At 41.1% G+C, this 20,617-nt stretch carries 21 protein-coding genes; 9 read left to right on the top strand and 12 right to left on the bottom strand.

Annotated features, from left to right (window positions below; translation table 11 throughout):
* Window positions 1-4 precede the first annotated feature (4 nt).
* The 3 genes from purB (at window position 5) to CPC19_RS06740 (ending at window position 2,929) form a co-directional block, all read left to right on the top strand.
* Window positions 5-1,384 (top strand): adenylosuccinate lyase, encoded by a 1,380-nt coding sequence (gene purB / locus CPC19_RS06750; RefSeq protein ID WP_015005978.1) that lies wholly within the window; start codon window positions 5-7, stop codon window positions 1,382-1,384.
* 208 nt (window positions 1,385-1,592) lie between these two features.
* Window positions 1,593-2,111: a hypothetical protein gene (locus CPC19_RS06745; RefSeq protein ID WP_016390639.1), complete on the top strand. Its 519-nt coding sequence runs from the start codon at window positions 1,593-1,595 to the stop codon at window positions 2,109-2,111.
* Window positions 2,108-2,929, top strand: a complete 822-nt coding sequence (locus CPC19_RS06740; RefSeq protein WP_016390638.1) for a NolW-like protein — start codon at window positions 2,108-2,110, stop codon at window positions 2,927-2,929. Before CPC19_RS06745 ends, CPC19_RS06740 begins: the two co-directional genes overlap by 4 nt.
* A gap of 3 nt (window positions 2,930-2,932) precedes the next feature.
* Here CPC19_RS06740 and CPC19_RS06735 read toward each other — a convergent pair whose 3' ends face one another.
* The 6 genes from CPC19_RS06735 to CPC19_RS06710 all read right to left on the bottom strand — a co-directional run bounded on the left by CPC19_RS06735 (window position 2,933) and on the right by CPC19_RS06710 (window position 7,906).
* Window positions 2,933-4,288, bottom strand: a complete 1,356-nt coding sequence (locus CPC19_RS06735) for an ATP-binding protein (protein WP_016390637.1) — start codon at window positions 4,286-4,288, stop codon at window positions 2,933-2,935.
* Between the two features lie 17 nt (window positions 4,289-4,305).
* Window positions 4,306-4,986, bottom strand: coding sequence for a response regulator transcription factor (locus CPC19_RS06730; protein ID WP_015005982.1), 681 nt, complete (start codon window positions 4,984-4,986; stop codon window positions 4,306-4,308).
* Window positions 4,987-5,001: 15 nt separating this feature from the next.
* Entirely contained in the window at window positions 5,002-5,268 is a 267-nt protein-coding gene (locus tag CPC19_RS06725) for a PepSY domain-containing protein (RefSeq protein ID WP_016390636.1), read from the bottom strand.
* 84 nt (window positions 5,269-5,352) lie between these two features.
* Entirely contained in the window at window positions 5,353-6,324 is a 972-nt protein-coding gene (locus CPC19_RS06720) for a S49 family peptidase (RefSeq protein WP_016390635.1), read from the bottom strand.
* A 2-nt stretch (window positions 6,325-6,326) separates the two neighbouring features.
* Window positions 6,327-6,971 carry an HAD family hydrolase gene (locus CPC19_RS06715; RefSeq protein WP_016390634.1) on the bottom strand — a complete coding sequence of 215 codons (645 nt, stop codon included), beginning with the start codon at window positions 6,969-6,971 and terminating at the stop codon, window positions 6,327-6,329.
* Window positions 6,968-7,906, bottom strand: coding sequence for an RluA family pseudouridine synthase (locus CPC19_RS06710; protein WP_016390633.1), 939 nt, complete (start codon window positions 7,904-7,906; stop codon window positions 6,968-6,970). Before CPC19_RS06710 ends, CPC19_RS06715 begins: the two co-directional genes overlap by 4 nt.
* A gap of 491 nt (window positions 7,907-8,397) precedes the next feature.
* On the opposite strand from CPC19_RS06710, the gene CPC19_RS06705 reads away from it, so the two are divergent.
* Window positions 8,398-11,250, top strand: a complete 2,853-nt coding sequence (locus tag CPC19_RS06705; RefSeq protein WP_240183324.1) for an Rne/Rng family ribonuclease — start codon at window positions 8,398-8,400, stop codon at window positions 11,248-11,250.
* A 109-nt stretch (window positions 11,251-11,359) separates the two neighbouring features.
* Here CPC19_RS06705 and CPC19_RS06700 read toward each other — a convergent pair whose 3' ends face one another.
* The gene (locus tag CPC19_RS06700) at window positions 11,360-11,812 is read right to left on the bottom strand and encodes a PaaI family thioesterase (RefSeq protein WP_015005988.1); all 453 of its coding nucleotides are present in this window, start codon (window positions 11,810-11,812) and stop codon (window positions 11,360-11,362) included.
* 499 nt (window positions 11,813-12,311) lie between these two features.
* Here CPC19_RS06700 and CPC19_RS06695 point away from each other — a divergent pair, with 499 nt between their 5' ends.
* The 5 genes from CPC19_RS06695 to CPC19_RS06675 are packed head-to-tail and all read left to right on the top strand — an operon-like array spanning window position 12,312 to window position 16,730.
* The gene (locus tag CPC19_RS06695; protein WP_015005989.1) at window positions 12,312-12,710 is read left to right on the top strand and encodes a Zn-ribbon domain-containing OB-fold protein; all 399 of its coding nucleotides are present in this window, start codon (window positions 12,312-12,314) and stop codon (window positions 12,708-12,710) included.
* A 3-nt stretch (window positions 12,711-12,713) separates the two neighbouring features.
* Window positions 12,714-13,865 carry a thiolase gene (locus tag CPC19_RS06690; protein WP_016390221.1) on the top strand — a complete coding sequence of 384 codons (1,152 nt, stop codon included), beginning with the start codon at window positions 12,714-12,716 and terminating at the stop codon, window positions 13,863-13,865.
* 1 nt (window position 13,866) lies between these two features.
* Complete coding sequence (locus tag CPC19_RS06685) at window positions 13,867-15,060, top strand: CaiB/BaiF CoA-transferase family protein (protein WP_015005991.1); 1,194 nt, start codon at window positions 13,867-13,869, stop codon at window positions 15,058-15,060.
* A 28-nt stretch (window positions 15,061-15,088) separates the two neighbouring features.
* Window positions 15,089-15,550: a flavodoxin family protein gene (locus CPC19_RS06680; RefSeq protein WP_016390220.1), complete on the top strand. Its 462-nt coding sequence runs from the start codon at window positions 15,089-15,091 to the stop codon at window positions 15,548-15,550.
* 13 nt (window positions 15,551-15,563) lie between these two features.
* On the top strand, window positions 15,564-16,730 hold the full coding sequence (locus CPC19_RS06675; protein ID WP_015005993.1) for an acyl-CoA dehydrogenase family protein: 1,167 nt from the start codon (window positions 15,564-15,566) through the stop codon (window positions 16,728-16,730).
* Between the two features lie 19 nt (window positions 16,731-16,749).
* Here CPC19_RS06675 and CPC19_RS06670 read toward each other — a convergent pair whose 3' ends face one another.
* The 5 genes from CPC19_RS06670 to CPC19_RS06650 are packed head-to-tail and all read right to left on the bottom strand — an operon-like array spanning window position 16,750 to window position 20,601.
* Complete coding sequence (locus tag CPC19_RS06670; protein ID WP_015005994.1) at window positions 16,750-17,529, bottom strand: citryl-CoA lyase; 780 nt, start codon at window positions 17,527-17,529, stop codon at window positions 16,750-16,752.
* A gap of 47 nt (window positions 17,530-17,576) precedes the next feature.
* Window positions 17,577-18,002, bottom strand: a complete 426-nt coding sequence (locus tag CPC19_RS06665; RefSeq protein ID WP_016390219.1) for a MaoC family dehydratase — start codon at window positions 18,000-18,002, stop codon at window positions 17,577-17,579.
* On the bottom strand, window positions 17,999-18,427 hold the full coding sequence (locus CPC19_RS06660) for a MaoC family dehydratase (RefSeq protein ID WP_035850548.1): 429 nt from the start codon (window positions 18,425-18,427) through the stop codon (window positions 17,999-18,001). The genes CPC19_RS06665 and CPC19_RS06660 overlap by 4 nt, the downstream gene beginning before the upstream one ends.
* 11 nt (window positions 18,428-18,438) lie before the next feature.
* Window positions 18,439-19,455, bottom strand: a complete 1,017-nt coding sequence (locus CPC19_RS06655; RefSeq protein WP_015005997.1) for an MBL fold metallo-hydrolase — start codon at window positions 19,453-19,455, stop codon at window positions 18,439-18,441.
* Between the two features lie 15 nt (window positions 19,456-19,470).
* Window positions 19,471-20,601 (bottom strand): acyl-CoA dehydrogenase family protein, encoded by a 1,131-nt coding sequence (locus tag CPC19_RS06650; RefSeq protein WP_015005998.1) that lies wholly within the window; start codon window positions 20,599-20,601, stop codon window positions 19,471-19,473.
* Between the last annotated feature and the right edge of the window lie 16 nt (window positions 20,602-20,617).

The following is a 20,617-nucleotide window of genomic DNA, read 5'->3' as shown; positions in this document are numbered from 1 at the left end:
TTTCATGACATTAAATAAACTAAATGCCCTTTCGCCAGTTGATGGCCGTTATGCCAGCAAAGTTGATGAACTACGCCCTATTTTCTCAGAATTTGGCTTAATTAAAGCACGTGTGACCGTTGAAGTCCGCTGGCTACAAGCCTTATCAGAACACGATGAAATTTCTGAAGTTAATCGCTTTTCGGACACTGCTCATGCCTTGCTTGATAGTATCGTCGAGCAGTTTTCATTAGACGATGCTCAACGTGTAAAAGACATTGAAAGCACAACAAACCACGATGTAAAAGCAGTTGAGTACTTTCTTAAAGAAAAAATCGCTGACAATGCCGAATTACTGACCATTAGTGAGTTCATTCACTTTGCATGCACTTCTGAAGACATTAACAACTTATCTTACGCCTTAATGCTTAAAGAAGGTCGCGACGAAGTAATAGGCACTGCGATCGCAAATGTTATTGATGACATTAAAGAGAAAGCGCTTGACTATGCGGCAGCGCCATTGCTCTCAAGAACACATGGGCAGACTGCCTCGCCAAGCACAATGGGGAAGGAGTTTGCTAACGTTGTTGCCCGCTTAGAGCGCCAATTATTGCAACTGGAAGATGTAGATATCATGGGTAAAATAAACGGTGCCGTGGGTAACTACAACGCACATTACTCAGCCTATCCAGCCGTTGATTGGCCAGCGTTTGCAGAAGCATTTGTTGAATCATTGGGTTTAACCTTTAACCCATACACTATCCAAATCGAGCCTCATGACTATATTGCTGAATACTTTCATGTCCTAGCAAGAATCAATACTATCCTGATTGATTTCTCACGAGATGTCTGGGGTTATATCTCAGTCGGTTATTTCAAACAAAAAACCATTGCTGGAGAAGTTGGCTCATCAACTATGCCACATAAAGTTAACCCCATTGACTTCGAAAACGCAGAAGGTAATTTTGGTATTGCTAATGCCTTAATGAACCACTTTTCTGAGAAATTACCTATTTCAAGATGGCAACGTGATTTAACTGATTCTACTGTGCTTAGAAACCTAGGCACTTGTTTAGCACACAGCTTAATTGGCTTTAAATCATTACAAAAAGGCATTTCAAAACTAGAAATCAATGAAGCAAAACTATTAGCTGACTTAGATGCCAACTGGGAAGTTCTTGCTGAACCTATCCAGACGGTGATGCGTCGCTATGGTATTGAAAAACCCTATGAAAAATTAAAAGAACTCACTCGAGGGCAAGGCATAGATCAAAACTCCATGAAAGCCTTTATCGAAACTTTGGAGATTCCTAACGATGCCAAACAATTACTGCTTGAAATGACACCTGCTAGCTACACCGGCTGTGCAGAAACACTAGCAAATAATATTAGTAAACTCTCATAAATGTGACATAACTCATACTCAAATTATTTTAAATAATTATAATGAATCACCTGCAAGACGACACCTAAAGTCTATTTTTTCCCCATTTATAGGCTTTAAATCTTGTACGTTAACCGAATCAATTGATTCGGTTTTTTTTTGCTTTATTTGCTATTCATTACCGGCACTGGTTAACTATTAGTAATATTCATTTTACTTGGAGTTTTCAATGTCAATTTATGAGCTTGAACACGCCGTCTTTAGAGAAACAAAAACAACATTTAACCTAAACTCTTTTGAAGAAAACAAACTAGCCCTAGTTTGTTTGATTAATCAGGCCCACACTGACATTAATATCTACAGTCACACGCTAAACCCTTTAGTTTTTGATACCGAAGCAGTTATTTTTGCTTGTGAACAGTTTTGTTTAAAAAATCATCGCACTCATATCAATGTATTAGTGAATGAGACACGTCCAATCACCCGAATCTCTCATCGCTTACTGGGTTTATCACATCGATTTTCTAGCAGCATTTCGTTTAAGAAAGTGGCCGCTGCTAGCCCTCCTCGTGAGGATGATTTTGTTTGTTTCGACAAAAGTGCCTACCTTCAAATACCTAACTATCAACATTATGTTGGCCTCTGTAATTTTTCAGACGCAGACCGTACTGCACAGTTCTTATCCTATTTTAAAAGTGCTTGGGAAATCAGTTCGCCAGACATCGAACTTCGGTCACTGCCATTATGATTAATAAGTTTACTGCTGCTTTTCTTTTGTTACTGTTTACCACACCCGTTCTTGCTGAACTTATTTTTCACCCTTTAAAGCACAAACAACCTGTCGATGTTATCAGTAGCATCAAACCTTTTTTACAACCTCATGAGACAGTGGGAGCCGGTTACAACGAATTAATTCTGCGCGTTGACCCTCAAAACCTATCCGATATTAAAAGACTCATTGAGCGATTAGACCAACCTGCTCACCGCTTAGTTATTCATGTAAATCGCGATGGTCAGTTTAATCAGCAAACAAAGGGGTATAACGTCAACAGTCATATCAATATTGATACCCGTCATAATGCAAAAAGTGCCATCGATGGCGAACTAAAAATATATAGCACAAAAGATCAATCAAATGAAAAGAACAATCAGAGCATACAAGTTTTAGAAGGACATACCGCTTATATATCAGATGGTGTCAGTGAACCTGTTAATAGTGTCCATATCCAACAATATAACAACCATCATCATATCTCAGCCTCTACAGACTATCGTGAAGCCTCAAACGGGTTTTACGTTACGCCTCGGTTATCGAATGATTCCGTTATTCTAGACATTGCTCCTTGGTATGAAGAAGCCTTGTCTGAAAATAGAACCTCGGCCCACTTTACCCGCGCCTCAAGTGTTATTCGCGGGCGGCTAAACACCTGGATTAAATTAACAGGCATTGATGAAATCACTCAGCAAACCAACTCTAAAATTCTTGGCAGTCAGTCTAAAACATCTATAAAAAATAATACTATTTGGGTAAAAATTGTCGACCTAGATGCACAATCAACTCAATAAATGTCAGTTTTTAGGAAACACTATTGTCCATTTTTGCCCGCCTAACCGACTTTGGCCCGATGTTAACGTTCCTTTATACAGTGATACCAATTCATTCACGACCGCTAAGCCAATGCCATGACCATGAACAGACTCATCAGCCCTAATCCCCCTTTTTAAAACATTTTCAATTTCATCATCACAAATCCCAACCCCATCATCCTCAATGGTAATTTCAATACTTGAAGATGAATCATTCGTTACCTTTTTAACACTAACTTCTACAATCGTGTTCGCCCATTTAAAAGCATTATCTAATAAATTACCAAACAGCTCAAAAACATCCCCTTTTTCTGCATTAAACAAAAGATTCGGCTCAATATCTTTTATCACCTTCAATGATTTATCAGCATAGACTTTGTTTAATGAATCGATAATTTGCGACACTATTAACTCTACATCTAACGGTTTTGCTAACGTCTGGTGTCCTTTAGCTGCAGCTTTTTGCAACTGATAATCAACCATTTGCCTCATTAGCAAGGTTTGATTCTCAATAACTTTTTTATCGTCTTGCGATAAATTTTCTTTTTCATAAATCCCCGTTAAAACGGATAAAGGGGTTTTTAAACTATGTGCCAAATCAGCCAAGGTATTTCGGTAGCGTTTTAAATGTGTTCTCTCGTTATCAATAAGCTTATTGAGTGTATTAGCAACCTCTTTTAATTCATGACTATAATCGTTATCTAAATACTTTGCATCGCCGGTTTGAATGCTTTCTAGGTCATCAACTATATGCCTTAACGGCCTTAAGCTAACCCTTATAATCCAAAACTGTAAAATAATTAATATCAGCCCGATGCCACCTAACCATTGCCATAAAACAGATCGGAATCCAGCTATCTGATAATCCACACTTGAGGTAGACTCAATAACAACAAATTCAAAAGTCTTCTGCTGAGAGTGTTCGTTTTCCAGCGTTGCTTTATAGTGTAAAGCAACACTTTCTTGACGGCCCGGGTGGTTTTTTATATAGGCTTTTTGACCTAGCTTTAAACGCTTAATGGGCTCTATTAATTTACCTATCGATGAGGTACTTCGCCAAACCATTTCACCGTTAAGGTCAAAAATATAGGCATATAAGCCTGAACTAAGCTGTGAGAACCTCGGTTCTGATAAGTTAGTCGGCATCACTAGTTTATTGGCACGGCTGATTTCGGCTTTTCCAAGAATAGAGTACAGGTGAATTTGAAGTCGGTCGTTTAAAGCATTTTGTGCGCCTTTTTGATAGGCCGCATCTAAAACTACGCCTGCTAAGCCTAAAAAACAAAACAGCACCACACTGGCAGAAAAAATTAACCGAGACTGTATGCTGTTATTCATCTACAGCTTTAAACTAACTAGTGATTAAGCGGAATGGAAAAGCGATAGCCTCTTCCTCTTAGCGTTTCTATCGGCTTGTGTTGATCATTGGGGTCTAATTTTTTGCGCAATCGGCCTACAAACACTTCAATTACATTACTATCACGGTCAAAATCTTGATCATATATATGCTCCGTAATTTCAGTTTTTGAAATAACCTTACCAGAATGCATCATCATATATTCCAGCATTTTATATTCATAAGCGGTTAATACAACAGGCTTTTCATCCACCAAAACCTGCTGTGCACTGCTATCCAATGATATTGGGCCACACACAAGCATTGGAGATGCAACACCGGCAGAACGACGAATCAACGCATTCATCCGCGCTAATAGCTCTTCGGTATGAAATGGCTTAACTAAATAGTCATCTGCGCCTGCCTCTAAACCCTCAACCTTTTCTTCCCAACGTGCACGAGCCGTCAATATAAGTATTGGGAAATTGATATCTTTAGCACGAAGCTGCTTTATAACTTCCATCCCTGGGATATCTGGCAAGCCAAGGTCTACAATCGCAATATCAATGGGGTACTCTGTACCAAAATAAAGAGCATCAGTACCATTATCTGTCGCATCGACAGCAAACCCCCTCTTCGTTAAATTCTCAACCAGTTGCTCCTGCAAGGATTGATCATCTTCAACTACAAGAACTCGCATAAAAAAACCTTTCCGTTATTTTCGTGTACCTTGAACACGAATTTTTTTAACATGTCCTTTATCAGTCAACACCTTGATTACGTGAACTGGTTGCCCATTCATTTGCTTTGTTTGAGCGTCAAGAACCTTCCCTTTACTATTCTTTTTAACTGTCTTGATCGCTTCATCCAAACTGATAATATCTGCAACAGCTAACACAATCATCTCATCACACGCTAAAACATGACTTGAAATAGCCATATTGCAAAAAATAGTGAACAAAATTACTTTTAAAGTGCGCATATCATTATAAAAAGCTCATTGAGTGGGTAACAGTTTATTCATTTCGCATGAATTTTAGCTGAATATTTTATCTTCTATACGCCTCTAAAACAAAAAGACTTTATTCAGTGTTGTAAAGTTAGCCATGAACGATGCCGTAGCAGCGCCCATACTTTTTGCCAATTTCTCAAGAAAGGGTTGCTGGGCTGTAAAATCAACAATTTTCTCTTCGCCAATTTCATTCTTCGCAACAGATCGAACATCACCAATAGCATCAGTCAAACCTAATTCAATACTCTCAGAGCCAGCCCACACTAGACCACTAAATAAATCTGGGTTTTCTGCTAAACGCTCTCCTCTGCCACTTTTTACAGACTCGATAAATTCTGTATGAATATCGTTCAACATCCTTTGAACGTGTGCTTTTTCAGCAGGTTTTACGTTGGAAAATGGGTCTAAAAATCCTTTATGCTCTCCGGCAGTATATAAACGACGCTCTACACCCAATGATTTCATCGTGTCCGTAAAGCCAAAGCCATTCATCACCACGCCAATTGAGCCGACAATGCTAGATTGGTTGACAAATATTTTATCCGCCGCTGACGCGATAAAATAACAGCCAGAGGCACATAAATCCTCAACCACCGCATAGATTGGTAGTGTTGGGTGAGTATTTTTGAGCTCTCGAATAGCCTCATAAACATAACTCGATTGTACGGGACTTCCACCAGGAGAATTCACCCGTAAAACAATTCCTTTAGTGTTGGGGTCCTTAACTGCATTTTTTAGACTTTTAATAATACTCTCAGCATCTGCCTCGCCACCCGAAACAATGATTCCTTTAACATCAACCATCGCGGTATGTAGACCTTTTGATAATGTGCTTACATCAGACATCGGTGACATAGCCAAGCTACTGATAAAAATGATGTAGGTTAACAATAAAAGCTTGAAAAAAATATTCCATCGTCGTGTCCGTCGTTGTTCTATGACAGAAGCCAGAGCGACCTTCTCTAATACAGATCTCTCCCATTGTTGATCATTCGGTATTGATTTATCTTTGTTAAAAAACGCCATTCTTACCCCTCAAATATTTCCATTAAATTATTAATACACGCTACCGGCATCTGTTTTGATAATATTTCATGTGAGTGGGCACCCGTGGTGACGCCTATGCTGGATACACCTGCATTATTCGCCATCTTTAAATCTAATGTTGAGTCACCAATCATTATCGCCTTGTCTGGCTGGATACCACTTTCGTCAAGAATATCAAATAACATATGTGGGCTAGGTTTCGATTGCATTTTTTCAGCACACCGAAGGTGGTCGAAATAAGGGCGAAGCCCCGTTCCATCAAGGCTTCTATCCAAACCTGATTGCCCTTTACCCGTCGCTACTGCTAACGTTTTACCCATTTGTTTTAACTTTTCCAAGGTCGGTAATGTATCAACAAACAAGTCTTTTGTTGAAATCTTTTTAGCTAAATAAACCTCACGATAGGCAGCAACCATGGCTATTTTTTCATCATCAGACAGCTCTGGAAATAAGGTTACCATTGCCTCTGACAGGCTCAGGCCAATAATATCTTTACAGGCTTGTTGGCTAGGTTGATCTATGCCTTGGTGCTTAGCTATTGTCTGAATGCACTCAACAATCCAATCGATAGAGTCTACTAGGGTGCCATCCCAATCAAAAATTATTAAATCGTACTGAGTAATCATAGTGTTTTTAAAAACATTTCAAGTTCGTTATCTAGAGGCGCTTCAAACATGACCTTTTTTTCACTTAAGGGGTGTATAAACTCAAGCTTGCTTGCATGTAAAAAAAGCCTCATTAAGCCTTTCTCGCGGTAAGATTTATACTGTGCCGGTGTTGAATAGCGCTCATCTCCGGCAATAGGGTGACCAAAATGCTTAGCATGCACCCTTATTTGGTGTGTTCGACCCGTTTTAGGCGACGCTGATACTAAGGTTGCCCCTTTATATTGCGCCAATTTCTCAAACAAGGTTTCCGACTTTTTACCCTCAGGGTGAACACGCACCCTGTGTTCGCCACTTTCTAATGTCCGCTTTTCCAACGGTGCATTCACGTTGACGGACTGTTTATGGATAACACCACAGAGTAATGCTGTGTATGTTTTGCTTATTGTTCTATTGCGTAATAATGATTGCAGTCCATTTAACATTTTTCTATTTTTTGCGATCAATAAACAGCCAGAGGTCGCCTTATCTAAACGATGAACTAATTCCAAATAACGCTCCTCTGGGCGTAAAAACCGTAATGTTTCAATTACCCCGTGACTGTTTGCCGTTCCGCCATGAACAGCCATACCAGAAGGCTTATTAAGCACCAATAAGTGTTCGTCTTCATATATCACCCTTTCCTCAAGGCTCGACAACATCCACTTTGCTGGTGATGACGTGCTTTTTTCTTCCATTTTTACTGGTGGCACCCTCACCAGGTCATTGACCTTTAAACGATAGATGTTTTTTGCTCGCCCTTTATTAATCCTGACTTCCCCACGGCGAATAATCTTGTATATATGGCTTTTAGGAACGCCTTTTAACTGCGTCATTAAAAAATTATCCAAGCGTTGACCTACTGAATTTTCGTCGACCTCAATAAACCGAACTTTGTCATACGCCTCTGTTTTCATATAGTTTTAACTTTAGTGTATATCTGATTGATGTTATTAGCTTAATTTGCTATAGTCCGAAAAGTTTAATAGGTATTAGATAAGAATTATTAAACTCAGTGAACATGATAACGATTGTCTGTTAGCAAAGCTAATCTGTCGTTTTATAACTCGCCCTTTGGGGTGGTTACATTGAAGTAGGTCAGCTACTTTATTCAGCTTTACAACAGGATCTGAATGCATCAGTTACACAACTGGCATTCAAACGGGTTTTATTTGCTCGACCCATGATGAGCGATTTTTAATTGCCCATAAATACAGAAATTTAATACGGACATTTCAATAAAGCCAATTAATAAAATAAGTTTAAGCTTTTATGTCTGAACCAAGTGAGAAACAAACTATTTTTAAACCACTAAAATTTAAAGATAACAATTAGTATATGAAACTACTCCACCTTTCTCGCCTCCCAATAATTTCTGTGCACTATGCGGCATCAGGAAAAGAAACAAATGAAAAGAATGTTAATCAATGCCACTCACACAGAAGAGTTACGAGTGGCCCTTGTCGACGGACAAAAACTTTATGACCTTGATATAGAGGTACCTGCAAGAGAACAGAAAAAATCAAATATATATAAAGGACTTATTACCCGCGTAGAACGTAGCTTAGAAGCCGTTTTTGTTGACTATGGTGCTAACCGCCATGGTTTCCTTCCATTTAAAGAAATTACCGGTCAAGCGATTGGCTTAGACACCCAAGATATAAAAGACAAAAACCAAATTAAAGAAGGTTTGGAAATTGTCGTACAAGTTGAAAAAGAAGAGCGTGGCAATAAAGGCGCAGCGCTGACAACACAAATTAGCTTAGCAGGTAGCTATTTAGTATTAATGCCAAACAACCCGGGTTCGGGCGGTATTTCACGTCGTATTGACGGTGATAATAGAACAGCTTTACGCGAAGTACTTGATCAACTTGAAATTCCAGAAAATATTGGCCTCATCGTTCGTACTGCCGGTGTTGGTAAGTCAGTCGAAGAACTCCAATGGGACTTAAACTATCTTACACATTTGTGGGATGCCATTAGTCTCGCTTCAAAAGACCGTAAAGCGCCCTATTTGATCTTCCAAGAAAGCAACTTTGTTATCCGTTCTATTCGTGATTACTTACGTGCTGATATTGATGAAGTTCTGATTGATAGTGAAGCATCATTTAATTTAGCACATGATTTTATGCAGCAAATTATGCCGCAATATTTATCGCGCGTTAAACTTTACGAAGACTCCGTTCCTTTGTTCACGCGTTACCAAATCGAAAGCCAAATTGAAACCGCTTACGGACGTGAAGTCCCTCTTCCATCTGGTGGGTCTATTGTTATAGACCCAACTGAAGCGCTCACCTCCATCGACATCAACTCAGCTCGTGCTACAAAAGGTGCTGACTTTGAAACGACCGCACTCAATATCAACCTTGAAGCTGCTGATGAGATTGCAAGACAACTTCGTATTCGTGATATGGGCGGCCTATTCGTCATCGATTTCATTGATATGGGGCCTACTAAAAATCAACGGATGGTAGAAAATCGCATTAAAGAAGCGATGAAGCATGACAGAGCACGTATTCAATTCAGCAGAATTTCACGCTTTGGTTTATTGGAAATGTCTCGTCAACGAATCCATTCATCGTTAACAGAGTCTAGCTTGCCTGTTTGCCCACGCTGTCATGGTCAGGGTACTATTCGAAGTGTTGAGTCGCTGTCTTTATCCATTATTCGCATTCTGGAAGAAGAAGCGATGAAAGAGCATACAGCGCGGGTAGTTGTTCATGTCCCCATTGATTGCGCGACTTTTGTTCTTAACGAAAAACGTTCTGAAGTTGAGCAAATTGAAGAGACTCATAAAGTATCGTTGATTATCGTTCCTGATAAACATCTTGAAACACCTCATTACGAAATAGAACGAATTCGTACAAAAGAAGCAAAACAAGATACGGCTGCCAGTCATGAGCGCCTACAAAATAGTAAGACTCGAGACGCTAAACCATATCAACGTGAAGCCGTCAGCCAAGAAACGGCCGCCGTTAAGAATGTTATGCCTGCTACACAACGCCCAACAGCACCATCAAACGTAGCCAACGATGGTTTCTTTAAGCGTTTGTTAAGCAAAATAGTGCCGTCATCAGAAAAACAACCTGTTAAAAAAGAGCCGGCTAAAGCAAATAAAACGAGCAATAATCAGCAAGGCAACCAACAACGCAACGCTAACCCAAACGAAAATAAAAATAGAAACCGTAATAAAAACAGAAATAAAAATAGAAATAACAAAGATCAGAGTAAGCAGAACCCAAATACATCACAGGCTGCTAATGTTGATGGTTCAAACGAAAAAACAAACCCAAAACCAGCTCAAACCAAACAAAACGATGCTGAGCAACCATCACGACCTAGAAGACGACGTAGATCCAATAAACGTTCACCTAACAGCGATGCACCTAAGTCACAAAACAATAATATTGCCGAATCTAAGCCTCTAGAGTCTAAGCCTGTAGAGTCTAAGCCTGTAGAGTCTAAACCTGTAGAGTCTAAACCTGTAGAGTCTAAACCTGTAGAAGCTAAGCCCACTGAAACTGGTAACACAGAGGTTAAAAACGGTACTCGCCACCCTCGCAGAAGAAGGCGTACAACAAGCAACAAACCTAAGCCTCTCGACACGGCAAATGGCTCACCAGAAGCCAATCAAGGTGCAGCCACTTCAAAGCCAGTAGATGTAGAGTCTAAGCCTGTAGAGTCTAAGCCTGTAGAGTCTAAGCCTGTAGAAGCTAAGCCTGTAGAAGCTAAGCCTGTAGAGTCTAAGCCTGTAGAGGCTAAGCCTGTAGAGGCTAAGCCTGTAGAAGCTAAGCCTGTAGAGTCTAAGCCTGTAGAGTCTAAGCCTGTAGAGTCTAAGCCTGTAGAGTCTAAGCCTGTAGAGGCTAAGCCTGTAGAAGCTAAGCCTGTAGAGGCTAAGCCTGTAGAGTCTAAGCCTGTAGAGTCTAAGCCTGTAGAGTCTAAGCCTGTAGAGTCTAAGCCTGTAGAGTCTAAGCCTGTAGAGTCTAAGCCTGTAGAGTCTAAGCCTGTAGAGTCTAAGCCTGTAGAGTCTAAGCCTGTAGAAGCTAAGCCTGTAGAAGCTAAGCCTGTAGAAGCTAAGCCTGTAGAAGCTAAGCCTGTAGAAGCTAAGCCTGTAGAAGCTAAGCCTGTAGAAGCTAAGCCTGTAGAAGCTAAGCCTGTAGAAGCTAAGCCTGTAGAAGCTAAGCCTGTAGAAGCTAAGCCTGTAGAAGCTAAGCCTGTGGAGCCTAAACCTGTTGAGTCATTAACCAAAGATCAACAGTAATTACACACTGTCAAAAAAAGTAGTTAAAACGTTATAAACCAATAAAGGCCTCAGCAAAAACTGGGGCCTTTATTGGTCTTCTAATCTTATAAACCGAACAAACTAAGAGTCACTGTGCTGCTTTAAGTTGAATCGCTACTACATCGCCTCTGACACAGGTTATGCCATCACTTTGTAACTCTGTTTTAATAAAATATTTTCTACCCTCAACCTTTTCCACTGTGGCACGTAATTCAACTTCCCTCATCGGAACTGGTTTTATATAGCGAAGGTTCATTGAGCCGGTCACCATCTGAATGCTTCGGTCGTATTTATCATCATTTCCGACCTTTTTATGAGCATACGACAAGGCTGTATTGACTGAGTGACAATCAATTAAACTGGCAGAAATTCCGCCATACAAATAATTTGGCGGCCCAATCATGTATTCCTTAGGCGTCCATTGGCAAACTACTTCGTCACCTTCCCAATGACTTTCAATTTGCAAACCATAAGGGTTATCTTGCCCACAACCAAAACATCCATTGGGTCTCATTTTTTCTTGTATTGATATTTTTTTCATAACACCCTTTATATAAGCGCTTCAATTAATAACTAACGAGTTGTTGTTTTTCTAGATACCGCGAATCATAAGAATAACAAAGTCTATTATTTTTCTTAGACTAATTTAAAGCCCAAGCTTTTGTCGCCATAATTTCAACTAAGTTCATGAACAAGCAATAGGAGCCCGAATATAAGCCCTGTATAAAAAACCCCAAGCATAACGACTGACATCCGTTTTTTTCTCTTGCCAAGTCACCTAACGATTTTTATTGTCAGCATCCCTAGGTACTTTTTTATTCGTTGCATAAAGAGTTTTTATCAATTCTTTATTGTCTGCGTGGTTATTAAGAAAAGCTTTAACTCGTCCTGTTAATATTCACTGGTAACCACTCAAGCTATCATTATTCTCGCGTCCATTTGTATTAATTCACTGGATAAACAACATAACAATTGTTAGAATTTCAGGTTTATAAAAAGACTATTTAGCCTCAACAAAACCTGTACAGGAGTTAATATAAATGAGCACCAAAAATGAGCGATTTAGCGGCCCAGGCCCTGATCAAATCTACGATGATTTTTTAAAAAAAGGTGTTTTTTCCTTACCAAAATGTCAAGACTGCCAAGAATTTCATTTCTTCCCTCGAGTCGTTTGTCCTCATTGCGGTAGTTTTAACCTTGAATGGACAGCGGTCAGCGGAAAAGGTGAAGTTTATTCAACAACAACCGTTCGACGTAAGCCCGAACGCGGCGGTAATTACAATGTATGTCACGTCACATTAGAAGAAGGCCCTCGCCTGATGAGCCGCGTTGAAGGTGTTGACCCATTAGATGTAAAAATTGGTGATCAAGTCAGCGCCGTTATCAAAAATGATGAAGACAGTTCTTTTATTGTCTTCGTACCAGCACAGGGAGTTTAAAAGATGTCACATGAATTAAGAGGTTCATCTGCGGTTGTTGGCGTTGGTTTGGCCGGTTGCGGCGAAGCTCATGGGAGAATGCCATTAGATATCCTAGCCGAGGCTACGCATAACGCGTTAGATGACGCTGGCTTAAAACTATCCGATGTAGACGGTATTTTCACCGGTTCGTCTTATCATTTTATGCCGGCATTGAGTACAGCAGAGTACTTAGGCATCAAACCGCGTTTTTCTGACAGCAGTATGGTGGGTGGTTCATCATTTGTAGCGCATACACTAAATGCTGCTATGGCCATTAAAACAGGCCAATGCGATGTTGCTTTAATTTGTTATGGCAGTAATCAACGCACAGCCGGTGGCAAATTGGCCACCATGTCTGAACAACAAATTTATGAAGCACCTTATAAACCCCGTTATCCAATAAGCTCCTACGCACTCGCTGCGGCTCGTCATATGCATCAATACGGTACAACGCGTGAACAAATGGCTGATGTAGCTGTTGCAGCTCGTCAATGGGCGCAATTAAACCCGGCAGCCTTCGCTCGCGATGAACTTACTCGCGACGATGTGCTTAATTCACGCATGATTAGCGACCCTCTTTCCTTACTAGATTGCTGCTTAGTAACCGATGGTGGTGGTGCTGTTATTATGGTATCGAGTGAACGGGCAAAAGATTTTCCGAATAAACCCGTTTATGTATTAGGCACTGGTACCGCTCACTGGCATCGTCAAATCACTCAAATGCCGGACTTAACAACCACCGCTGCCGTAGACGCTGGAAAGCGTGCGTTTGCAATGGCCAGTTTAACAAAAGACGATGTTGATGTAGTTGAGCTTTATGATGCGTTCACCATTAACACTATCCTTTTCCTTGAAGACTTAGGTTTCTGCGCTAAAGGTGAAGGTGGTGCTTTTGTCGAAAATGGTAATATTGCACCCGGCGGTAGCCTACCAGTTAACACCAATGGTGGCGGTCTATCATGTGTCCACCCAGGTATGTACGGCATCTTCATTCTTATTGAAGCCATTCAACAACTACGTGGTGGGTGTGGCGCACGACAAGTTGATAACCCAGAAGTTGCTCTGGTTAACGGCAATGGTGGTGTACTATCCAGTCAGGTAACAACAATTCTAGGAACAGAGGCAGTTTTATAGTATGAGTAACCCTTCTTTAAACGGCATAAAAGTCGTTGATTTATCACGCGTTTTAGGCGGCCCCTTATGTACTCAAATTTTAGGCGACCATGGCGCAGAAATTCTAAAAGTTGAACCTCCCGCAGGTGATGAAACCCGCGGCTGGGGCCCTCCTTATCATGAACGTGGAAGTGCCTATTACGATGGGGTTAATCGTAATAAAAAAGGCATTGCCTTAGATATGCGTCAGCCTGAAGCACACCAAATTCTATTCCGCTTACTTGAAACAGCAGATGTTCTTGTTGAAAATTTTAAGGTTGGCACACTCGAAAAATGGGGTATAGGCTTTACTGATGTATTACAAAAGAAATTCCCTCGCTTAATTCATTGCCGTGTAACTGGTTTTGGCAGTAATGGTCCCTACGCTGGTTTCCCTGGTTATGACGCCGTTGCTCAAGCCACATCCGGCTTAATGAGTATTAACGGTGACGCTGATCGCCCACCTGTTCGAATTGGTGTGCCTATCGTTGACTTGACCACCGGCATGAATGCAGTTATTGCGATATTATTAGCCTTATATGAGCGAGAAACTTCTGGGCTAGGCCAATCGATAGAAGTCAGTTTATATGATACAGCGGTGAGCTTAATTCACCCGCATGCCGCCAACTGGTTTTTAGATGGTAAACCACAAAAACGCCTAGGTAGCGCGCATCCAAATATCACACCTTATGACCTCTTCCCTACCGCTAATGGGATGTTGTTTCTAGGGATTGGTAATGATCGTCAGTTTGCTGGCTTATGTAAAGAATTAGGTCACCCTGAAATAGCACAAGACCCACGGTTTACGATTAATGCTAACCGCGCCAAAAATAAAGCTGAGTTGCGCGTTATTCTTGAAGATTTACTGGCTGACCGCGATGGCAAAGCGATGACTGCAGAATTAATGAGCAAAGGTATCCCTGCTGGCGCAGTACAAACGGTTGAAGATGCTTTACAGCACCCGCAAACTAAAGCAAGAGAAATGGTCATAGAGTCGGGCGAGTACAGAGGCACAGGCATTCCTATAAAACTGTCGCGAACACCGGGGAAATTTAAATGCCGCCCTCCCCAATATGGTGAAAACAATACCGAAATATTAACGGATGCCGGCTACAGCCCAGAAGAAATAGAGCGCTTTAAAGAAATGCAAATAACATTAGAAAAACCACGCAAATAACTGATAAATAATTGTTTTTTTATATAAAATGAAACGCTTAGCTATTATTGCTCATGCACCCTCGCCGAATATAAAACGGATGATAAATGCCGTCTTAAAGGGTGCAAATAGTGATGAGGTAAACGGCGTCGAAGCTATTTTTATACCCGCGCTAGAAGCAAAAGCAGAAGATGTAATCAATGCAGATGCATTAATTTTAGCTACCCCAGAAAACTTAGGTTATATGAGTGGTGGCTTAAAGGATTTTTTTGATCGTAACTATTATCCGTGCATGGATAAGACAGAAGCCATGCCCTGTGCAGTCCTTATTCGTGCAGGCAATGATGGCACTGGCACAAAACGAGCGATTGAATCTATTTTAACCGGCCTACGATGGAAAGTTGTTCAACAACCGCTTATTTGTCGTGGTGATTTTAAAGAAGAGTTTATAAACCAGGCAGAGGAGCTCGGGCTTTTTATGGCTGCCAGCTTAGAAGCAGGAATTATTTAATAGATAATGGATCATGAACTTCTCATACACTGATGAACAAGACGCCATTCGGGACGCTATAAAAAAAGTCTGCGAGCCATTTACTGATGATTATTGGTTAAAGCGCGATCAGCAAGGTGGTTTTCCGCATGACTTTTACCAAGCAATGGCAGAAGGTGGCTGGATGGGAATTTGTATTCCTGAAGCTTATGGTGGTTCAGGTTTAGGTATTACCGAAGCTGCCATTATGGCGAGTACCATTGCTGAATCAGGAGCGGGTATGTCTGGCGCATCAGCCGTTCACATTAATATTTTTGGCTTAAACCCCGTTGTCGTGTATGGTACCGAGGAGCAAAAAAATCGCATGCTACGACCCATGGCTGAAGGTCGCGAAAAGGCTTGTTTTGCTGTTACTGAACCGAACACCGGATTGAATACGACGCAGCTTAAAACCTTGGCTATCCGTAAAGACGACCGTTATATTGTTAATGGGCAAAAAGTATGGATTTCCACTGCGCAAGTGGCTGATAAAATCTTATTATTAGCACGAACAACTCCTTTAGAAGACGTTAAAAAACCTACGCATGGTTTAAGCCTTTTTTATACCGACTTCGACCGTAATAAAATTAGCGTTCATGAAATTGAAAAAATGGGGCGCAAAGCGGTTGATTCAAATGAATTATTTATTGATGGCCTAGAAATACCGCTTGAAGACCGTATTGGCGAAGAAGGAAAAGGCTTTGAATACATTCTTCATGGGATGAACCCTGAACGTATTTTAATTGCAGGAGAAGCCATAGGCCTTGGAAGGGTTGCGCTAAAAAAAGCAACCGATTACGCTAAAGAACGTAATGTTTTTAATCGCCCCATTGGCCAAAACCAAGGCATACAACACCCATTAGCTGTGTGCTGGTCTGAGTTAGAAGCTGCTTGGCTGATGGCCATGTCGGCTGCTTGGCAATATGATAATAATCAACCCTGTGGTGCAGCGGCTAATGCAGCTAAATATTTGGCTGGAGAAGCAGGTTTTCATGCTTGTGAAACAGCCGTTATGACTCACGGTGGTTTTGGCTACGCAAAAGAATATCACGTTGAACGCTATCTTCGTGAATCAATGATACCAAGAATTGCCCCTGTCAGTCCTCAGCTTGCCTTATGTTATATTGCAGAACGCGTATTAGGTTTAGCTAAATCGTATTAACCATTATTAGGTAATCAACCTAGTCATCTAATGTACGTTTGCCGGTATACGGCACTGTGTCTTCAATGTGCGAGTAAATAAATGGTGCAATGGGGTGTTCCCTTTCTTCACTTATATGGCCTAGCAGACCAGCACTGCGAGTCACTACTGCTATACCACGCATCACATCCCATGGCACACCAATTTCTGATAACACGACCGCTATCGCACCGGTTGCATTAATGGTTAAGTGCTTGCCGTATACCTGATCAACCGTTTTAGATAGTGTAGTAACAATATCTATATAATGCCCCTCTACACCTGCTTGACGAGCTATTTCAAAGAGTCGCGGCGTTCGCGGGTCATCTGGTTTGTGAAAGGGGTGACCAAACCCGGGGATTGCTTGGCGTGTTGCTTTGAAGCCGTTCACAATGCGTAAACAACTGGCCTCTAACCCTTCTTCTGCGGTGATAATATCTTGTAAATTCTTAGCCATGCCCTCCATTGTGCCCACTAATCCACTACCAATTCCTTGTAAACCTGCCGATATAGCACCTTGAACCGATTCTGGGGCTGCCATTATTGTCAATCGAGTGGCTATCGCACTGGGCGTTAAGCCATGCTCCATTAAGGTGACCAAAACAGCATCGAAAATAGCTATTTCCCCCTTACTAGGCATGCGTTGCATCAAATGTAAAAAGAACATTTCGGTAAAACTAACATGCCCCATCAACTCATTGACCAGATCTTTGTTTCGAACCAAAATCTGTTGCTCATTTGTGGTCGATATTTTCGTTTCAGGTGTTAAGTGCTTTGCCATACATACCCCCTTTTTACCGCTAAATAGTTAATCGATTGCCTGTATCCTTATTTTGATATTTTGCTAATGACAAAGCCTTTTAAAACGGTTCTTTCACCACAGAAACATGCCAGTTGGCATCGAGCATACACGCCATCTTCTCTTTTCTCTATCTGTTCAATATCACCTGATACGCACACAGTATCACCGGGGTAAACGGGGCCTAAAAATGACACATTCAATTCACCACCATAAGCCCATCCTTGCCAGTTCCAAGCTGATAAAACTCGAGAAACAAATGCAAGTGTCAATAAACCATGAGCAATCGTCCGACCAAAAAAAGTGGTTTTCGCAAACTCAGGGTCAATATGTAAAGGATTGATATCGCCTGACGCGTCAGCATAAGCATCAATCATGCTTTGATCGACAGCTTGAGTCAATTCACCTATCGAAGCACCGACACAATACCCTTCATAAGATTTTAGTTCGCTCATGCCTCTTTCCCCCAGATCCGTGTAATCATTCCGCTGGTCACTAATTCTCCTTCTTGGTTGTGCGTTTGCGTTGTCATTTCAACATAGTTACGCCCTTTCCTTTCATACAACTTAAGTACCTTTGCCGAGGTATAGAGCGTTTCACCAATATAGGCAGGCCGATGAAATTTAAATTGTTGTTTTGCATGAATTCCGCCCGGTGGGCCTACGCGTGTTCGTAGTGCTTCAATCACATATACCGCCGCCAACATGGGTGGTGCAATACGGCGCCCTTGTTGATCCTCTTCTCTTAGCTGAGGTGTTTCATCCTGTGTCGATTCAATGTATTTATCCACACGCTCCGCTGTCACCTCAAAAAATGGTACTGGGTCGAGAAAATCATCACCTTCCGACATACTGCTATACTTCACATAAGTGCTCATCATCAATTCTCTGTTTAATTTGTTTTGTATTGATAAACCAGGTCGCCACTACGTGTCACCTCACCTGTTCCAATTAAATAATTTAAATGCGCCATCGCTTCACCCGTTGCCAACGATAAATTGAATAGACTTAATCGTTTGCCATAGAGCATATGCAATACCTCCAACCCTGACCGAGCTTGTTGGCAAAATGCTAAAATTTGATCTAATGATTTACGATGCCCTTCTTTAAGCATTGTTGCACGTTCCTTAATGCCCTTAAAAATTCGACCGTGTGATGGCAATACCACCGTATCGGCACCTAAGGTTGCCAAGGTGTCTAAACTGGATAAATAATCAGCCAGTGGATCTGCATCACTTTCATAGAAATTAACACTGACATTCGGCGAAATATTAGGCAATATTTGATCTCCGGAGACAAGAAGGTCTCGTTGCTTATTATGCAGACAAATATGCCCGGGGCTGTGGCCATTAAATTGTAATAAATGCCATTGCTCGCCATTAATCAACAGTGACTGCCCATCAACCAAACGCTGATATGAGGTAGGTGCCTCCGGAACACCGGTAACATAACCGCCGACTTTATCTTGTAGCTGTTGAATGTCTTCTTGAGCTAAACCAAAACGCTCAAAATATTCCCTACGTCTAGCTTTTTGCTGCTTAGAATACTCTTGACATGCCATCTGGGTAGTCAAAAATTCAATTTGACTCATATGCACGGGCGCATTTGTTTTATGCGCTAACCATTGAGCCATGCCTACATGATCAGGGTGAAAATGAGTAATGATTATTTTCTGAATCGGTTCATTATGACAAAAATCTACCAATACCTTATTCCATAGTAAGGTTGCCTCTTCACTATAAAACCCAGAATCAATAATCGTCCAGCCTTCCCCATCCCTCAACAACCAAAGGTTGATATGATCTAACGCATAGGGAATAGGCATTTTCAGTAAGAAAATGCCTTCTTCTACCTTCATTGGAAGACCAAACTCCGGTTTGCTGGCTATCGGAAAGGTCAACATCCCCATATATTAATACGTCCTTTAAGCCTGACTAAAACGCTGTAGATGATAATCACGGTCTCCAAACACAGCATTCATCATGGTTAAACGTTTTACATAATGTGCAACATCTAATTCATCGGTTACGCCGATACCACCGTGTAATTGAGCGGCTTGCTCACCAACAATTGATCGTGCGTCTCCCAAATAAACTTTAGCCGCAGAGACACTTTTTACACGTTCAGTCGTATCATCTTCTGACACCTTGATAGCGGCCAGATAGGACAACGAACGCAGTTGTTCTTCGGTCATAAACATATCAACACAGCGGTGCTGAAGTACTTGAAAATTACCAATGGGCTGATCAAATTGTTTACGTGTTTTAAGGTATTCTACAGTTTTATCACGCAACTCAGTCACCACACCAACCCCTTCGGCACAAACTGCAGCTGTTGCAGCATCAATCACATATTCAATGTCGGAAAATGCACCATCTAAGTCACCAACAAGGGCGCTTTCATCTACCATGACATTATCAAATGTTAATTCAGAAGCACGTAAGCCATCGACTGTTTCATAATCACGCGAGGTTAAGCCCTCTATATCTTTATCAACAATGAATAAAGAAATCCCTTCTGGCGTAAAATTATCACCACTGGTTCTAGCTGAAACGATTATTTTATCCGCCGTTTCTGCATTAAATACCACCGATTTTGCACCAGACAAACAGTATTGAGCTGCTTTTTTCTGTGCGCTAAATTCAACGTCAGTTAAGTTATAGCGTGATTGACGCTCAGCATAGGCAAATGCTAGTTTCATTTCCCCTGCAATAAGAGCAGGTAAAATGGCTTCTTTTTGTTCAGTATTTGCAGCTCGTTGAATCAATAAACCACCCAATACAATAGAGGCTAAATACGGTTCAACAACAAGACCTTTACCAATCGCCTCCATTATTACAATCAAACCTGTTTGGCCAAAACCAAAACCGCCAAACTCTTCATCAAATGGCACGCCCAATAAACCCATATCAGCAAAATTTTGCCAATTTTCTTCGCTGTAACCAATGCCTGTACGACTAAGTGATTGGCGAGTCTCAAAGTCATATTCATTTTGCAAGAACTTATGTATCCCATCTTGCAACATGATCATTTCTTCAGTAAATTCTAAATTCATTTAACTACTCCTACTG

The sequence above is a fragment of the Cycloclasticus sp. PY97N genome (assembly GCF_002443175.1).
Classification (GTDB): Bacteria; Pseudomonadota; Gammaproteobacteria; order Methylococcales; family Cycloclasticaceae; genus Cycloclasticus; species Cycloclasticus pugetii.
Note: the sequence above shows the minus strand (reverse complement) of the source record. Positions and strands in the feature narration are given on the sequence as shown.

Bases quoted from the DNA above. Each gene is read 5' to 3' on its own strand.
- purB (WP_015005978.1), top strand. From the start codon at position 5: ATGACATTAAATAAACTAAATGCCCTTTCGCCAGTTGATGGCCGTTAT.
- CPC19_RS06745 (WP_016390639.1), top strand. From the start codon at position 1,593: ATGTCAATTTATGAGCTTGAACACGCCGTCTTTAGAGAAACAAAAACA.
- CPC19_RS06740 (WP_016390638.1), top strand. From the start codon at position 2,108: ATGATTAATAAGTTTACTGCTGCTTTTCTTTTGTTACTGTTTACCACA.
- CPC19_RS06735 (WP_016390637.1), bottom strand. From the start codon at position 4,288: ATGAATAACAGCATACAGTCTCGGTTAATTTTTTCTGCCAGTGTGGTG.
- CPC19_RS06730 (WP_015005982.1), bottom strand. From the start codon at position 4,986: ATGCGAGTTCTTGTAGTTGAAGATGATCAATCCTTGCAGGAGCAACTG.
- CPC19_RS06725 (WP_016390636.1), bottom strand. From the start codon at position 5,268: ATGCGCACTTTAAAAGTAATTTTGTTCACTATTTTTTGCAATATGGCT.
- CPC19_RS06720 (WP_016390635.1), bottom strand. From the start codon at position 6,324: ATGGCGTTTTTTAACAAAGATAAATCAATACCGAATGATCAACAATGG.
- CPC19_RS06715 (WP_016390634.1), bottom strand. From the start codon at position 6,971: ATGATTACTCAGTACGATTTAATAATTTTTGATTGGGATGGCACCCTA.
- CPC19_RS06710 (WP_016390633.1), bottom strand. From the start codon at position 7,906: ATGAAAACAGAGGCGTATGACAAAGTTCGGTTTATTGAGGTCGACGAA.
- CPC19_RS06705 (WP_240183324.1), top strand. From the start codon at position 8,398: ATGAAAAGAATGTTAATCAATGCCACTCACACAGAAGAGTTACGAGTG.
- CPC19_RS06700 (WP_015005988.1), bottom strand. From the start codon at position 11,812: ATGAAAAAAATATCAATACAAGAAAAAATGAGACCCAATGGATGTTTT.
- CPC19_RS06695 (WP_015005989.1), top strand. From the start codon at position 12,312: ATGAGCACCAAAAATGAGCGATTTAGCGGCCCAGGCCCTGATCAAATC.
- CPC19_RS06690 (WP_016390221.1), top strand. From the start codon at position 12,714: ATGTCACATGAATTAAGAGGTTCATCTGCGGTTGTTGGCGTTGGTTTG.
- CPC19_RS06685 (WP_015005991.1), top strand. From the start codon at position 13,867: ATGAGTAACCCTTCTTTAAACGGCATAAAAGTCGTTGATTTATCACGC.
- CPC19_RS06680 (WP_016390220.1), top strand. From the start codon at position 15,089: ATGAAACGCTTAGCTATTATTGCTCATGCACCCTCGCCGAATATAAAA.
- CPC19_RS06675 (WP_015005993.1), top strand. From the start codon at position 15,564: ATGAACTTCTCATACACTGATGAACAAGACGCCATTCGGGACGCTATA.
- CPC19_RS06670 (WP_015005994.1), bottom strand. From the start codon at position 17,529: ATGGCAAAGCACTTAACACCTGAAACGAAAATATCGACCACAAATGAG.
- CPC19_RS06665 (WP_016390219.1), bottom strand. From the start codon at position 18,002: ATGAGCGAACTAAAATCTTATGAAGGGTATTGTGTCGGTGCTTCGATA.
- CPC19_RS06660 (WP_035850548.1), bottom strand. From the start codon at position 18,427: ATGATGAGCACTTATGTGAAGTATAGCAGTATGTCGGAAGGTGATGAT.
- CPC19_RS06655 (WP_015005997.1), bottom strand. From the start codon at position 19,455: ATGGGGATGTTGACCTTTCCGATAGCCAGCAAACCGGAGTTTGGTCTT.
- CPC19_RS06650 (WP_015005998.1), bottom strand. From the start codon at position 20,601: ATGAATTTAGAATTTACTGAAGAAATGATCATGTTGCAAGATGGGATA.